Consider the following 14994-nt stretch of genomic DNA (forward strand, 5'->3'; position numbering starts at 1 on the left):
AAGGGGGATTAGCTCAGTTGGCTAGATCGTCCCGACAGGTGTCGGGAAGACCACCGGGTAACCTGAAGTAAATAAAATAAGGGGGATTAGCTCAGTTGGCTAGAGCGCTACACTGGCAGTGTAGAGGCCACCGGTTCGAATCCGGTATTCTCCACCAAGGCTTGCAATTTTGCGAGCCTTTTTTCTTGGAACAAAGTTGGCTAGAGCGTCCCGACACGTGTCGGGAAGTTCACCGGTTCGTGTTGATACCCAATATTCTCCACCAAGGCTTGCAATTTTGCGAGCCTTTTTTTATTTTCCTTTATGTATTTTACCTACATTCTATTCTCGACTAAGACGAACAAGTACTATGTTGGTTCTACTGATAATTTAGAATCAAGGCTAAGGCATCATAATGCAGGGTCAACTCCATCTACTAAATCAGGTTCGCCATTTTGGGAAATTGTATATGCAGAACAATTTGAAGACAAGAGTTTATCACTTAAACGAGAAATTGAAATAAAGAGGAAAAAGTCAAGAAAGTATATTCAATGGCTGGTTCAAAACCAATCAGGTTTCGGTGGTTAAAAATGAACATGCATCAACTTTATTTATTGAAATAAAGTCCGTAATAAGTTCTCAAATCCTCTGAAACTCGAGACAGTCCTGCAATTTTTTTTCAAGCTCAAATTATTTGCTTTAAGGCGCAATCCAATTCATTTCCCAATCGTCATTGTTCTTGCAAAATTCTACTCTTATATGTTCTTGTGCATTAAGTTGGAGTGCATCTATATGGTTGGGTGAGATTTTAATTACTGTAAAGTTTTCATCATCCATTGTTTCTGGCCATTGATGTGCCTCTTCGGGGTATGCAATTTTGCTTCCTGGCGCTACCATTGGACTGTAAGCCCTCTTACTTTCTCCTTGTACTTTGGACCACATCGCGGAGCTGATATCATCTTGTCGATGCACGGTTGCTTCTCCTTTTATTCTTATCTGAACTCTCTTTTTTGGGTGGTAAAAGAGGATGGCCACTTTAGGATTGGTGTTGGCGTGAAGGACTTTTCTAGTTCTTGCATCACTGAAAATGTAAAAATTCATATCCGAATCTACTTCTCTCAAGACTACATAGCGTAGATCTAGCTCTTCGGCTGTTTGCGTTGCAAGGGAGATATAGCGAAATGGGTGCTTATGATCAAGCGCACCTCGGTGTAATTCATGTCTAACAGAATGGAAGATTTCTGATAAAGATTCTTGTTCGTGAAATAGCATTATTGTTCAATTGAATCGGCTTCAAAATAGATCAATTCACTTTCTTCAACCTCAAAACGCAATTCTATTGGGTTACAACAAACTTCACAATCCTCTATGTATTGCTGTCTTGCTATGGAGGGATCTAGGAGCATAGAAATTTCCTCAGAGCAGTAAGGGCAATAAAAAAAGTGTTCGATCATGAAATATTAACTTTTTGTTTTCTCAAAAGGTTTTGCCCTTCTTTAATATTATTGAAAGATTGGTTATCAGAGATTATTCAAAAAAAAGAGGAAGTTTTAAACGATTCAAAAATGTTAATATCGTCAGTCAATTGACGGAATTAATGTTAATACCGTCAATTAGATGACGAAATTAATGTTAATACCGTCAGTCGATGGTATTTTTATGACAACGGGATTCGAAATGCCATAATCCAAAATTTCAACAGGTTGAATATGCGAATGGATGTTGGCGATTTGTGGGAGAATTATCTAGCTATGGAAAGACTCAAATATCAGAGTTATAATCAAATAAATTGTAATAATTACTTCTGGAGAACTTATGATCAGCAAGAATTGGACTGGGTTGAAGAAGAAGGTGATCAGCTGAGAGGGTTTGAATTCAAGTATCAACTTAATAAAAGCATCAAGCCGCCAGCAGCTTGGAGAAAGGCCTATCCTGAAGCGAAGTTTGAAGTTATCCATCAGGACAATTATCTAGATTGGATAAAGTAAAATAGGCTCCCGATTGAGGAGCCTATTTTATTTTTGAGCTTAAGTGGTATATACAGAATTGAATAGCACATAGTCTGTTGTAAGGTCTGAACCCCATCCTATACCTTGTTCTTTACCATTGTTGACTTCCAAATGAATCCTGATTTGAGACTCTCTAAGAAGTTTTTTAATATAATTTTTATCGATTGGAAGAGGCTGTCCCTTTTCTAGCACTTGTATCAAATGCTCCGAATCGCCAATAAACAGATTTACTTTTTTGTAATTGAAATTGATCCCTGCATTGCCACAAGCTGCGATAATTCGTCCCCAATTAGGATCTCGACCAAACATCGCCGTCTTGACCAAAGTGGAATCAGAAATCGCTCTGACAAGTTTTCTGGCAGTTTCCTCTGTTCTAGCTTTAGTAACTTTATACTCTATAAACTTCGAAGCGCCTTCACCATCTGATACAATTAGTTTGGCTAAGTGGGTCATCAATTCAAGTAGTTTTTCCCTGAAGATAATATATCCAGGATCTTCTTCTTTTGAGATGATTGTATTCTCAGCCATTCCATTCGCCATGATTGCAACCATATCATTGGTTGAGGTGTCGCCATCTACCGTAATCATATTGAAAGAGCGATCTACACAATAGCGCAGCGCTTTGTCAAGAAGCTTTTTGTCAATGTTCAGATCAGTTACAATAAAATTGAGCATGGTCGCCATGTTGGGATGAATCATTCCTGACCCTTTAGCTATTCCGCCCATATTGATCTCTTTGCCATCATGAACAAATTCAACAAAACCTTCTTTAGCAAAAGTATCAGTAGTCAAAATAGCATTTGCTACAAAAGAGCCTGCTTTCGCATCATCGCTGAGTTTGTGGATGTTATTTCTGATACCTTCTACTACATCCTCTGTAGGGAATGGTTCTCCAATCAATCCCGTGGAGGCAATAATTACATCATCCTCCGGGATATTTAGCAATTCGGCTGTAACTTTCATCATTGCCTCTGCACCAAGTCTACCTTGTTCTCCCGTACAAGCATTGGCATTTCCAGCGTTGCAAACAATTACCTGTGCTTGATTATTCGCTATATTTCTTTCACTAATTTCTACAGGTTCAGCACGGACTTTATTTTGGGTAAATACAGCTGCTGCCGCTGCGGGGACTTCAGAATAAATAATAGCTAAGTCCCTACGCATAGATTTCACACCTGTGTGCGCTCCCCAGCATTTGATTCCTCTTACATTTGTAATATTCTTGATCATAACTTTTTCTTAAGGTCTGAGTGGTATTTGTTCTAAACCTGTTTTTTCTTCCAATCCAAGTATTAAATTCATGTTGTGAACGGCTTGACTTGCTGCTCCTTTGAGCAAATTGTCTATAGTGGAAATAGCGATAACTCTTCCAGTTCTTTCATCCCAAAATGGGAAAATATCACAATAGTGACTTCCTCGGACATCCTTAATTGCTGGAGCGATTTTTCGAATTCTAACAAAAGGTTTTCCTTCATAAAAATCATTATAAATTGAATTTAAGCTTTCTTGGTCAAGTTTCCTAGTTGTCTTAGCGTAGGATGTAGCCAAGATCCCTCTATCGATGGGCAAAAGATGAGGTGTAAATTGAACTTGGACATTTGATTTTCCCAAAATGGAAAATTGCTCTTCAATTTCCACGGTATGTCGATGAACTCCGACACCGTAAGCTTTAAAGTTTTCATTTACATTTGAAAAATGCGTGGTGTCGTTCGCTTTTACTCCTGCGCCTGTCAATCCGGACTTTGCGTCAATAATGACAGATCCTTCTTCAATCAGACCAGCAGCAAACAGTGGTGCAAGACTTAAAATTGATGCAGTAGGATAGCAGCCTGGATTGGCTACTAAGCTACTTTTCTTGATTTGTTCAGCAAATAATTCTGGCTGACCATAAACTGCATTTTCAAAACCTTCTACAAAAACGTGGTCTTTTTGATACCAATCTTTATAAACTTCTGGGCTTGAAAGTCTAAAATCTCCTGATAGATCAATGATTTTACTTTTTTTATGCTTCCATTTTTTGACAAAATCCATAGATACACCATGTGGAAGAGCCAAGAAGATCACATCCAGTTCAGAATCACCGATCACATCAGCGCTTTCCAACTTTTGATCTAGTATTCCCAAAAATTGTGGGTGTAAGTCGGAGAATAATTTCCCCTTGTGTGTTTCTGAGGTGATGTGTTTGATCGTTACATTTTCATGCTGACACAGAAGTCGAGCAAGTTCAGATCCAGTAAAACCTGTTGCTCCAACAATTCCTATCGTGTATTTATCATTTTCCATTTTTCTCTCCTTCCTTTATTTCCAAGACGCGTTCCAAAGCTTCCAAAAATGCTTTCAATTCAGATTTACTGATATTCAATGCGGGCACCAACCTAAGCACATTCACAGCAGTTGCGTTAGCTACGACTCCTTCTTTGAGAAGCTGCTGCATATAAGGTAGAGCAGGTTCTGTGAATTCTACTCCGATCATCAAACCCAAACCACGAACTTCTTTGATTACAGAGAATTTCTCTTTCAATTTATTAAGTCGCTGCATGAGCCATTCTCCGTTTTCTTTTGCTGCCTGAGTTAGGTGTTCTTCTACTATGACAGAAAGTGTTGCCATAGACGCAGCTGCGGCGAGCGGATTTCCTCCGAAAGTGGTTCCATGATCGCCAAATTGAATAGCATTTGCGATTTTTTCATTACATAAAAATGCTCCGATAGGCATACCACCCCCAAGTCCTTTGGCAGAAGTCAAAATATCGGGTTGAACTTCATAATGGTCTTTAGCAAACCAATTCCCTGTTCTGCCGATACCAGATTGAATTTCATCAAATATCAATGCGATGTTATTTTCATCACATAATGATCTCAAACCTTCAAGATATTCCTTAGTGGCTGGTCTGATTCCACCTTCACCTTGAATAGGCTCCACAATAATCCCCGCAATTTCTTCTGAAATAATTCCTTTTATCGCATCTAAATCATTGAATGGAACTTGAACAAATCCTTGCGGAATTGGCCCAAATCCTTCTTGATATTTAGCTTGACCAGTTGCAATTGTAGCGAGTGTTCTTCCGTGAAATGAATTTTGCATGGAAATTATTTTTCCGCCTCGGCCTATGCTGTGCGCATATCTCCGAGCGATTTTGATTGCCCCTTCTACAGATTCTGCACCACTATTTGTGAAAAACACCCTGTCTAATTTTGAGATTTTGACAAGGAGTTCCGATAGAGCGACTTGCATCGGGCTTACAAAAAAATTACTGATATGCATCAGTTCAGCAGCTTGGTCTTGAATAGCTTTGACAACTTTAGGATGGCAATGACCAACATTGGTCACCGCAATCCCGGCAAGCATGTCTATATATTCTTTATTTTCTATGTCCCACAACTTGCTCCCTGAGCCTTTCACAAATGTGATTGGGATTCTATTGAAGGTAGGTAAATAATATTTTTTGTCTATGGTGTGTAAATCTATATTTTCCATGGATTATTGTGTGATTGTGGTGCCTAATTTTATGTTACTCTCAAAAAAATCTAAAAGCTGCTCTGGTTTGGTTCCATTGATAATCAATGCATTTTTAACTCCTTTTTTCAAAGCCAATTCGCAGGATTGGATTTTAGGAATCATTCCTCCTTGAATAATTGACCCATACAAACCCTGAAGTTTTTTTAATGAGATAGTCGAAATTAAAGAATCAGGATCTGGATAATTTTCATACAAGCCATCTACATCGGTCAACGAGATGTAATAATCCGCTTGAATAGCTGATGCGATTTCTCCTGCAAAGTCATCCGCATTGATGTTGTAAGTCAACCCTTCTTCGTCAGCGCCAATACAAGCAATGATGGGGGTAAAGTGGTTTAATAAGAGTGAATGAATCAAGCTGGCGTCAACTTTTTTAACTTGTCCAACTCTACCAAGATCAATTTCATCGGTGATTCCTGTTGAATCGGTTTTGATCAAGCGTTTTTGCTCTACCTGAACCATTTGTGAATCCAAACCAGAAAGCCCGACAGCTGAAAGGTGGTTTTTTGAAAACAGTTGGACTAAATCAGCGTTGACTTCCCCAATCAAGGTCTTCTGAATTTCAAAAAGAGCCTCAGGACTTGTTTTTCTTTGTCCTTCTATAAATTCCGATGAGATTTGAGCTTTTTCTAAAGCCTTGTTTATAAAAGGTCCTCCGCCATGAACGAGAACTATTTTGTGGCCAGCTAACTTGAGCGTATTTAGTGCAAGAGCTATTTGTAACTTTAATTCTTGGTTGATCATGGCATTCCCACCATATTTGATGAGAAGCGTAGAAGGTTGCATTATTGATTTAATTTAGATGAAAAGATTTCCTTTTTCTAAATGATTTTTAAAATTTCAGAATTTTATTTCTTTAAATCATTTAAAAACATATTTCCATCTTTTGATCAAATACCATTCCATCTAGACCATATTTTATTTTAAAAATCACTAATACATCAAATCCCTTAGATGTGTTAAAAAAACCCTTAGAATAAGTATAGTTTTGGGGGAGATTAGAAATTTGATTGTTAAATTGGCAGCATTAATTTTATTCTTGTCAGGTTATATAATTTGCTATTTATGTCAACAATTGATTTAGGAATTGGAAGTCAAATCAGACATCCAAAGTTTGGAAAGGGAGTAGTCGTGGAGGTAGATGCTACCTATTATAAAATCTATTTTAACTTTATTGCTGAGGTAAAAACCATCGCTAGGGACTTTCCAAATTTTGAAATGATTGAAAAAAAGGAAGGTGAATATCAACCGATTTCAATTTTTGATATAGAAAAGGCAGTGGAAAATGTAATGAAAAGGAATCAGCCTAAACCGGAAGCTTCGAAAGTAGAAATGGCTCAAAAATGGCTCAAAGGAAATTTGATCATGAATCCATTCAATCCTGATCTAAGCAATAAAGAAATACCCATCGAAACTTTCTTTCATAAAATCGTGATGGTAAGAGAACGCTTGCGTGTATTGGAGCAAAACATCAATAATCATTCAAAGCTTGATGATGAAGATCGGGTTCATCTGCAGCAATATATCACTAGAGCCTATGGTTCGCTGACCACTTTCAATGTGCTGTTTGCTGATAAGGCTGATCATTTCAAAGGAGCAGGTAAAGAGGATTGAAAATTTTGATCTTTCAAAAAAATCAATCTATCTAATATTAAAAAGCCCTATTTGATTGATTTCAAATAGGGCTTTTTAATATTATAATATGCTGTAAGATTATTCTGTCACGACCATCTTGAAGCCTTCACCATGAATGGTAATAATCTGAACTCTTGGATCATCTTTTAGAATCTTCCTGATTTTGCTCAGATAAACATCCATGCTTCTTGCATTGAAGTAGCTGTCATCTCCCCAAATTTGTTTCAAGGCATGACTTCGATTCACTAATTTATTCATCTCAGAGGCAAGCAACCTGATCAGTTCATTTTCTTTAGAAGTCAGTTTTGTTTTTCCATTTGGCCCTTCGATTTGCTGCTCGTCGTAGTGAAGGGTAAAGTTTCCAAAAACAATGGTTTTTAGATTGCTATTGTCTACATTTTTCTGTGTCCTTTTGAGAATTGCCGCAATTCGAAGAAGCAACTCTTCCATGCTAAAAGGCTTGGTGATGTAATCATCAGCACCGATTTTCAGGCCTTCTATCACATCCTCTTTGAGGTTTTTTGCAGAAAGGTAGATGATGGGCAGGTCATCCTGCACCTTTTTTATTTCTTTACCCAAAGTAAATCCATCTTTTTTTGGCATCATGATATCCAAGATGCAGAGGTCGTACTTATCTTTTTTGAATTTTGACCAACCCTCGTCTCCATCTCTACAGAGAGTCGTTTCGTATCCTTTCATGGTTAGATATTCATTCAGAATATCTCCAAGATTCGGGTCATCTTCTACGATCAAAAGGTTTGGCTTGCTCATTGTTTTCTGGGTAGTTTTAGTGTAAATATACTTCCTTTTCCTGGTTCGCTGCTTACTTGGATTTCGCCGTGGTGTGCTTCTAGCATGGTCTTGACATAAGAAAGGCCTAATCCAAAACCTTTGACATCATGTAGATTTCCCATTGGGACGCGATAAAATTTATCAAAAATTTTCTTCAATGCATCTTTGGACATTCCTATGCCGTTGTCTTCTATGGCAATAAATGCATCTTCTTTGGTGTCCCAAGCTTTAATTTTTATAATCGGATTTTCCTTAGCGTATTTATTGGCATTGTCAAGGAGATTATTGACCATGTGGGAAAGGTGAAATGGGTCTCCTTCGATCATATCATTTTTAAGATTATTCTCAAATTTGATTTCGCCACTCTTATTTTCAATTTGAAGTTCAAATTGCCTTACCGCTGCATGGAGCATGTCGGACAATTTGATTTTTTCGATTTTTAACTTGAAGTCTTTTTTGTCTAATGTCGCTGATTGAAGTACTTTCTCTACCTGCGTTCCAAGTCTTTTGTTTTCTTCTTTAATGATACTCAAGTAGCGATTTCTGAAAGCATCTTGATTGGCTAAATCCGGATCTTGCAATGCTTCCACCGCTAAGCTAACCGTGGCTATTGGAGTTTTGAACTCGTGGGTCATGTTGTTGATGAAATCGTTTTTGATTTCTGACAGATTTTTCTGCCTTATAATTACCCTGATCGCGTACACAAAACAGAAAATTATGATTCCTATAAAAACCAAGGAGCTCAATACGGGCAGCCAAATTTGCTGAAGTACGTAGAGTTTTTTGGTTGGGAAATTAATTATTAAGTAATTTTCTCTGCCTATGATATCACTTGGAAACAAGAGTGCCTGCTGTCCATCTCTAACTAATTTAAATACGTCATTGATCGGTGTGACTGGAATGATAGTGCCTTTGTCATCTTTGATCGCCAAATCAAAAGACTGATTGATACCTCTTTCTTTTAAAAGATTCGAAATGTAGATCGCCACCTTGCTTGTGTCTATTCTACTCATCACGTCTTTTTGACCTTGCAAGAGTTCTTCCATCGCTCGATTGGTCGCCTCGATTCTTTCGTTAATTTTTCTTATTTTTTCAAAAAGGTCTTTTGGGATGTCATAGTCTCGTTCTATAGCTATTTCAATCCTACTAGATCTCAATCCTTTATAAGTGATCTCCGCTTGATTAAGATAAGCATATTGTCTTTGACGCTCCTGAAGGAGTACTTGCATTTCGTCAGGGGTCAATATGGAAGCGGCGGTCTCAGGGGTGAGGGCATTTAGAAAGTTGTCAAGGTCTGATAGTATTTCGATGCTGAACCCTGTCGATTCTATTATTCTTTTGAATTGCTGACTAAATTGGGGGATGGGTTGCTGCATCACAGAATCAGCCAAGGATGGTCTTCTCCTGCTGATAGGACGCTGTACCACTTGAATTTCAATTGGATCAATCTTTTCAAACAAAGTCTGCTGCATCAGCGTGTCCTTTGCAAGATAGCTTAAATAAATATCGCTAGTCTCCCCTTTTTCAAGGTATGAAATAGTCGAATTTAGAGATTGATAAATATTCTGTTCGAATCTTTCCTCACTAATCCGAAGCGCATTGCTCACCCAATAAAATTGGAACCCAATCAAGCCAAAGCTTGAAAGCGTCATCAGGATGATAATTAACTTCATTTTGGATTTAGACATAATGCAAATTTAAAGTTTATCGTGAAGTCTGAGAGTAGGTTAACATCTTTTAACAGCACAATATTGAATAGAGATTTACAATTCAAAAAAACCTTTCCTATTTTTGATCGTTGTTTAATTGTTTCTTAAATAAAGCGAAAGCTTGCATAATACCGAAAAAGGAAGATCATGGTCTTCCTTTTTTTTATTTTTCAATTCTTATCTTTGCCACTCAAATTATTACTATGGAATTAATCAATCAAACTTATCAGATCCAAGGGATTGGAGTTGCTGATTTGGCTAAGAAATATGGAACACCTGTATATGTTTATGACGGCAAAAAAATCGTCAATCAGGTGAAGCTTTTGCAGGATACTTTTTCGAGTGTAAACATGAAAATCAAATATGCTACAAAAGCCCTTTCAAATATAAATATACTCAAACTGCTCAAAAAAGCAGGAACAGGAGTAGATGCAGTATCTATAGAAGAAGTAAAGCTAGGTTTGCACGTAGGATTTGCCCCAAGTGAGATTATGTATACTCCTAACTGTGTTTCTTTTGATGAAATCAAAGAGGCTGTGGAGATGAAAGTGATGATCAATCTGGACAATATCCCGATGTTAGAACACTTTGGGAAATATTATGGAAATAGTGTGCCCGTCTGTATCAGACTCAATCCGCACATCATGGCTGGAGGCAATGCTAAAATTTCTGTAGGACACATTGATAGTAAATTTGGGATTTCGATTTTACAGTTGAAGCATGTGTTGAAAGTAGTGGAGGAGTATGATCTGAATGTCATAGGGCTTCATGTACACACTGGTTCGGATATATTGGAAGCAGAGGTATTTTTAAAAGGAGCTGAGATTTTATTTGATGCCGCCAGGGAATTTAAAGATTTAAAGTTTCTGGATTTTGGCGGTGGTTTTAAAGTCGCCTATAAAGAAGGGGATATTTCAACGGATATTTTGGATGTAGGCAAAAAAGTCTCAGCAGCTTTTCAAAAATTCTGTAAAGAATATGGTCGGGAGTTAGAGCTTTGGTTTGAACCTGGAAAATTTATAGTGAGTGAAAGTGGATATTTGCTTGCTAAAGCCAATGTGATTAAGTCTACACCTGCCTCCACTTTTGTAGGAGTGGACACGGGTTTGAATCATTTGATAAGACCTATGATGTATGATGCATATCACGGTGTTTTTAATGTATCCAAAACACAAGGGGAGCAGCATGTTTATTCTGTAGTCGGATACATTTGCGAAACAGATACGATTGCCGCCGATAGGAAAATAAATACTGTAGAAGAAGGAGATATCATCGCTATAAAAAATGCGGGAGCATATGGCTTTAGCATGGCTTCGAATTATAACTCGAGACTCAGGCCGCCCGAAGTGTTGATTTTGGGAGGTAAAGATTATTTAATCAGAGAAAGAGAGACCTTCGACGATATCTTGAAGCATCAAATAGACGTTTCATTTTGATGCAAGTGGTTATTTTTCAATAAAATATAAGCTCAAAAATATTTGAAAGAGTAGAATAAATTGTAAATTTATACTGGTTATTTATCCTAATTGGATAGTCCCTAGTAGTAGTAATTATTTTAATAAAGACCCGATAGATTTATCGGGTCTTTTTTGTGAGCTACCTTAATATGAAAAACTGAAGTGAGGTTTAATCTTTTTTTACCTTTAAAGTTGAAAAGCCTAGGACAAGCAAATTTAATTCGGCGACGCTATTTTTTGGTTTGCTATTCATTTAACAGTTACAAATGATTCTAATCTCTTGATATTTCGTTTTTTCTGTTTTTCGAAAAATTATTTTTAAAAAATTCAAAATTTTTTTTCACTTCAATCTGGTACTTTTTTGCTTTTAGAAATAGTAAAAAAGCAACTCCTCCTCACTTATTTGAATATGGTATTAAAGTGATAAAAATTGCACTTTTTATAGTGGTCTTAGTTCTTGTTTTTTATCGTAGCTAATTTTGGAAATAAGATTTTTATTCCATTTATTAATTGAAATGACTTGAAAAAAAGAATTTCATTTTGATAAATATAAAAAGCATAAAATAATGTTTTAAAATTTAAAAAACAGAATTATGCATTTAAAGAGCAAAATATCAGATTGAAATCACAACATATAAGTTCAATATATATCGGTAAGACGATGGGAGCGCTCAAATTAAAATACGGTAAAATACTAGTGATTGGAATCATGATTTGGTTCGGGTTCAGTGCGCCCGTTGAGTTCTTGACAGCTCAGACAACAAAAGTAGAGGGAAAGGTAAATGAAGCCAATTCAAATAATACTAGAGTCAATACGACAAGTCAAACTTCCACAATTGGCAAAATTGAAGTCAATGTGTCTGGAAAGTTGGCTTTATGTTCTCACAGTGAAAAAGGTCATATCATTCTAGACGTGAAAGGGGGAGTAGAGCCATATACTTTTAGATGGAACAACAATGAAACTGTTCAAAACAGATATAATCTTTTCGCTGGTACATATACAGTTTATATCAAAGATAGCTACGGTACGGAACATACAGAAAAAATAGTGGTTCAACCGCCTTTCCCATTAATCTTGGAAATGGTAGAAACAAAAAATGCAAGCTGTGGAAGCAGCAACACAGGTTCCGCTAAAATCAACGTAAAAGTAGGAAGAGGTGAACCATATAGAGTAGAGTGGAGTCACGGTTTAGTGAATAAAATGGAAGCAACCAATCTTCCAGCTGGAGACTACACTGCTACAGTATTTGATATTTATAACTGTAGTGCTACAATCGCTTTCTCAATTGCTTCTAATGGTCCAGCAATAGAAGTGCAAGAAAACATCACTGATATCACTTGTTCTTCAGATCAAAATGGCGCTATAAAGCTTCAAGTGTCAGGTGGAAAAGCACCTTTTACTTATCAATGGTCAAATGGAAAAACTACCAAAGACATTGAAGGACTTTCCGCAGGTAAATATGATGTTTTGATTCAAGATGCTGGAGGATGCAGTTTAGCAAAGACTTTTGAAGTGAAGGCTTCTTCGCCATTAGAAATTTCTTTAGAAAACATTACAGATATCTCTTGCAGCGGTCAGCAAAGTGGTGATATAAAAATAAGTGTAGTTGGGGGAAAAGCTCCTTTTACTTATGCTTGGAGTAATGGATCAAGTACTCAGAATATTACTAATCTAAAAGCTGGTCAGTATGATGTGAAAGTAACAGATGCAGCAGGATGTTTTGTAAATGCTTCTTTTCAAGTAAAGGAAGGTTCTGATGCGCTTAACATTAACCTTATTTCTTCTCAAAATGCTACTTGCAACGGTGCTGAAGATGGAAGTATCGAAGCAGGTATTTCAGGTGGCATCGGTCCATTTGTTATTACTTGGTCTGATGGGGTAAAAGATGCTTTAAAAAGAGAAAACCTAAAAGCAGGTAGCTATACAGTGACTATTGCTGATGCTAAAGGCTGTAGTGTTTCTCAAGAAGTTCTAATTCAAGAGCCTCTAAAACTTACTGCCAGACTAGATAATACACTTGATGTCAATTGTGCAACAGGAGAGATCAAAGGCGTGGCTTGGGTACAAATCACAGGTGGAAAATCACCTTACAATATCAAATGGAATTCAGGAGCAAATAGCAGAGAGATAAATTTTTCAACAAGCACTGAACTTACAGTAGAAATCACAGATGCAAATGGCTGTGTAACTTCTGATAAGATGAAAGTAAGTTTTCCTGAGGTGACTGGAAATGCAAGGTTAGAATTCGAGTATAGAAAACTAGAGATCAGCGCTGAGCCAGAAGTATTCATCAATGATCCGATTCAGTTTGAAAGCTTTATTGCTGCTGATTTCATCACTTGGGAATGGGATTTTAATGATGGAATCATTTCTAACGAGAAAGACCCGATTCACATTTTTAGCAAAGCTGGCGAATTTGAAGTCAAGCTTACAGCATTCGACATCTTCGGTTGCTCAACAATAGAAGTAAAAACTGTCCAAGTATTAGCCAATGGTGAAGTTGTAGTCATGCCAAATGCTTTCACACCTAACGGAGATGGCTTAAATGACAAGTTCTTGCCAGTCATGAAGGGAGTCACTTCATTCGAAATGAACATTTTCAATCATTGGGGAGAGCATCTTTATTCTGAAGCTGGACTTGAGCTGAATGGCTGGGATGGATATTATAAAGGCAGCTTATTGCCTCAAGGAAATTATGTATACAAAGTCACTTACACCAACCCTGAGGGTAATGTGATCAACAAAACAGGGGGTGTCACACTAATCAGATAATGTCATGAAAAAGATATGGACAATTATCGCCCTTTTATTCATCTCGCTTTCATCGAAAGCTCAGGATATGCAGTATTCTCAATTTTATGCTGCTCCCATGTACTTGAACCCAGCCTTTGCTGGAGCATCAGAAATGACAAGAATAGGGGTAAACTATAGAAATCAATGGCCAGGTTTAGGCCAAACTTTAAATTCTTACTCAGCATACATCGATCATTATCTTTTCAATCTGAATAGTGGCGTAGGACTGATTGTGAATGGGACGCAAGAGTCCATGGCAAATCTTAGTACCATGGAAGTGGGAGCAGTTTATTCTTACAGACTGCAATTAGGGTTTAGGAGCTTTCTAAGATTTGGAGGCCAAGCAAGTTTTGTTTCTAGAGATGCGAATTTTAGCAATATGGTCTTCGGAAGTCAGATTGATGCAAATGGAAATATAGGTGACTTCAGTGGTGAAAATCTAGGTGCGGATGCCAAACATAGATTCCTAGATTACAACTTCGGGATGCTATTCAATAATGAAAATCTTTGGTTGGGCATTTCAGCCCATCATATAACACAACCAAATATCTCTTTCATAGAAGATGGTACAAGCCAATTACCCATGAAGCTTTCAGCGCATGGTGGGGTCAAATTTGATTTGTCAAATGGCATGACTCGAAATTTTTATAACAATACAATGGGTGCAAGGGAGTTGGTTTTGGCTTTCAACTACAAACACCAAGATCCTTTCAATCAATTAGACCTAGGTGCGCAAGTTAATCTTCAGCCGATTGTATTCGGACTTTGGTACAGAGGGATGCCAACTTTCAACAACGCACTTCCTAACAACGAGTCGTTGATCGGAGTCTTTGGGATCTCCCTCGCGTCTGGACTTGATATCGGATATAGCTATGATTACACATTATCAAAACTTGGTCATGCCAATACAGGTGGAGCCCACGAGATTTCTATGAGATTCTCCTTCCTAGCAGGTGACTCCAATCAAAAAGGTAGAAAAGTAAGCAGCATGCCTTGCTTCAAGTATTAACAAAAACATTTGGTTAGGGATTTTTAGATTTATTGGTTTGCCCCTGTCTTTATAGATAGGGGCTTTTTTTTACCTAAACAAAAGCTGCTTTTT

Annotated in this window: 14 protein-coding genes and 1 tRNA gene; 7 read left to right on the top strand and 8 right to left on the bottom strand. The window is 37.4% G+C overall.

Translation table 11 applies throughout. The features are described 5' to 3' along the window. Window positions 1–80 precede the first annotated feature (80 nt). Window positions 81–157, top strand: a tRNA-Ala gene (locus IEV57_RS17790). 146 nt (window positions 158–303) lie between these two features. Continuing rightward, on the top strand, window positions 304–567 hold the full coding sequence (locus IEV57_RS17795) for a GIY-YIG nuclease family protein (RefSeq protein ID WP_188444392.1): 264 nt from the start codon (window positions 304–306) through the stop codon (window positions 565–567). Between the two features lie 111 nt (window positions 568–678). Here IEV57_RS17795 and IEV57_RS17800 read toward each other — a convergent pair whose 3' ends face one another. Together IEV57_RS17800 and IEV57_RS17805 are read right to left on the bottom strand one after the other, a co-directional pair. Continuing rightward, complete coding sequence (locus IEV57_RS17800; RefSeq protein ID WP_188444393.1) at window positions 679–1251, bottom strand: pyridoxamine 5'-phosphate oxidase family protein; 573 nt, start codon at window positions 1249–1251, stop codon at window positions 679–681. Further along, window positions 1251–1433 (bottom strand): CPXCG motif-containing cysteine-rich protein, encoded by a 183-nt coding sequence (locus IEV57_RS17805; RefSeq protein ID WP_188444394.1) that lies wholly within the window; start codon window positions 1431–1433, stop codon window positions 1251–1253. Before IEV57_RS17805 ends, IEV57_RS17800 begins: the two co-directional genes overlap by 1 nt. 255 nt (window positions 1434–1688) lie before the next feature. Between IEV57_RS17805 and IEV57_RS17810 the strand changes: the two genes are divergently transcribed. Further along, complete coding sequence (locus IEV57_RS17810; protein WP_505625208.1) at window positions 1689–1967, top strand: DUF4143 domain-containing protein; 279 nt, start codon at window positions 1689–1691, stop codon at window positions 1965–1967. A gap of 39 nt (window positions 1968–2006) precedes the next feature. Here the strand turns inward: IEV57_RS17810 and argJ are convergent, their stop codons facing one another. From argJ to argB, 4 genes are read right to left on the bottom strand one after another with little or no spacing between them, the layout of a single operon-like run. After that, window positions 2007–3218 (bottom strand): bifunctional glutamate N-acetyltransferase/amino-acid acetyltransferase ArgJ, encoded by a 1212-nt coding sequence (gene argJ / locus IEV57_RS17815; RefSeq protein WP_188444395.1) that lies wholly within the window; start codon window positions 3216–3218, stop codon window positions 2007–2009. Window positions 3219–3227: 9 nt separating this feature from the next. After that, window positions 3228–4271, bottom strand: coding sequence for an N-acetyl-gamma-glutamyl-phosphate reductase (gene argC / locus IEV57_RS17820; RefSeq protein WP_188444396.1), 1044 nt, complete (start codon window positions 4269–4271; stop codon window positions 3228–3230). Beyond that, window positions 4261–5463, bottom strand: coding sequence for an aspartate aminotransferase family protein (locus IEV57_RS17825; protein WP_188444397.1), 1203 nt, complete (start codon window positions 5461–5463; stop codon window positions 4261–4263). The genes argC and IEV57_RS17825 overlap by 11 nt, the downstream gene beginning before the upstream one ends. 3 nt (window positions 5464–5466) lie before the next feature. Continuing rightward, window positions 5467–6291 (bottom strand): acetylglutamate kinase, encoded by an 825-nt coding sequence (gene argB / locus IEV57_RS17830; RefSeq protein WP_188444398.1) that lies wholly within the window; start codon window positions 6289–6291, stop codon window positions 5467–5469. A gap of 279 nt (window positions 6292–6570) precedes the next feature. Here argB and IEV57_RS17835 point away from each other — a divergent pair, with 279 nt between their 5' ends. Further along, on the top strand, window positions 6571–7119 hold the full coding sequence (locus tag IEV57_RS17835; protein WP_188444399.1) for a DUF8685 domain-containing protein: 549 nt from the start codon (window positions 6571–6573) through the stop codon (window positions 7117–7119). Window positions 7120–7218: 99 nt separating this feature from the next. Here the strand turns inward: IEV57_RS17835 and IEV57_RS17840 are convergent, their stop codons facing one another. Both IEV57_RS17840 and IEV57_RS17845 read right to left on the bottom strand, forming a co-directional pair. Continuing rightward, window positions 7219–7911, bottom strand: a complete 693-nt coding sequence (locus tag IEV57_RS17840) for a response regulator transcription factor (protein WP_188444400.1) — start codon at window positions 7909–7911, stop codon at window positions 7219–7221. Next, on the bottom strand, window positions 7908–9620 hold the full coding sequence (locus tag IEV57_RS17845; RefSeq protein ID WP_188444401.1) for a sensor histidine kinase: 1713 nt from the start codon (window positions 9618–9620) through the stop codon (window positions 7908–7910). The genes IEV57_RS17840 and IEV57_RS17845 overlap by 4 nt, the downstream gene beginning before the upstream one ends. Window positions 9621–9844: 224 nt before the next feature. On the opposite strand from IEV57_RS17845, the gene lysA reads away from it, so the two are divergent. The 3 genes from lysA (at window position 9845) to IEV57_RS17860 (ending at window position 14901) form a co-directional block, all read left to right on the top strand. Then, window positions 9845–11077, top strand: a complete 1233-nt coding sequence (lysA, locus tag IEV57_RS17850) for a diaminopimelate decarboxylase (RefSeq protein ID WP_188444402.1) — start codon at window positions 9845–9847, stop codon at window positions 11075–11077. Window positions 11078–11717: 640 nt separating this feature from the next. Beyond that, entirely contained in the window at window positions 11718–13871 is a 2154-nt protein-coding gene (locus IEV57_RS17855) for a T9SS type B sorting domain-containing protein (RefSeq protein ID WP_229744561.1), read from the top strand. A gap of 4 nt (window positions 13872–13875) precedes the next feature. Continuing rightward, window positions 13876–14901: a PorP/SprF family type IX secretion system membrane protein gene (locus IEV57_RS17860; protein WP_188444403.1), complete on the top strand. Its 1026-nt coding sequence runs from the start codon at window positions 13876–13878 to the stop codon at window positions 14899–14901. Window positions 14902–14994: the final 93 nt, after the last annotated feature.

The organism is Belliella aquatica, assembly GCF_014637795.1.
Taxonomy (GTDB): Bacteria; Bacteroidota; Bacteroidia; order Cytophagales; family Cyclobacteriaceae; genus Belliella; species Belliella aquatica.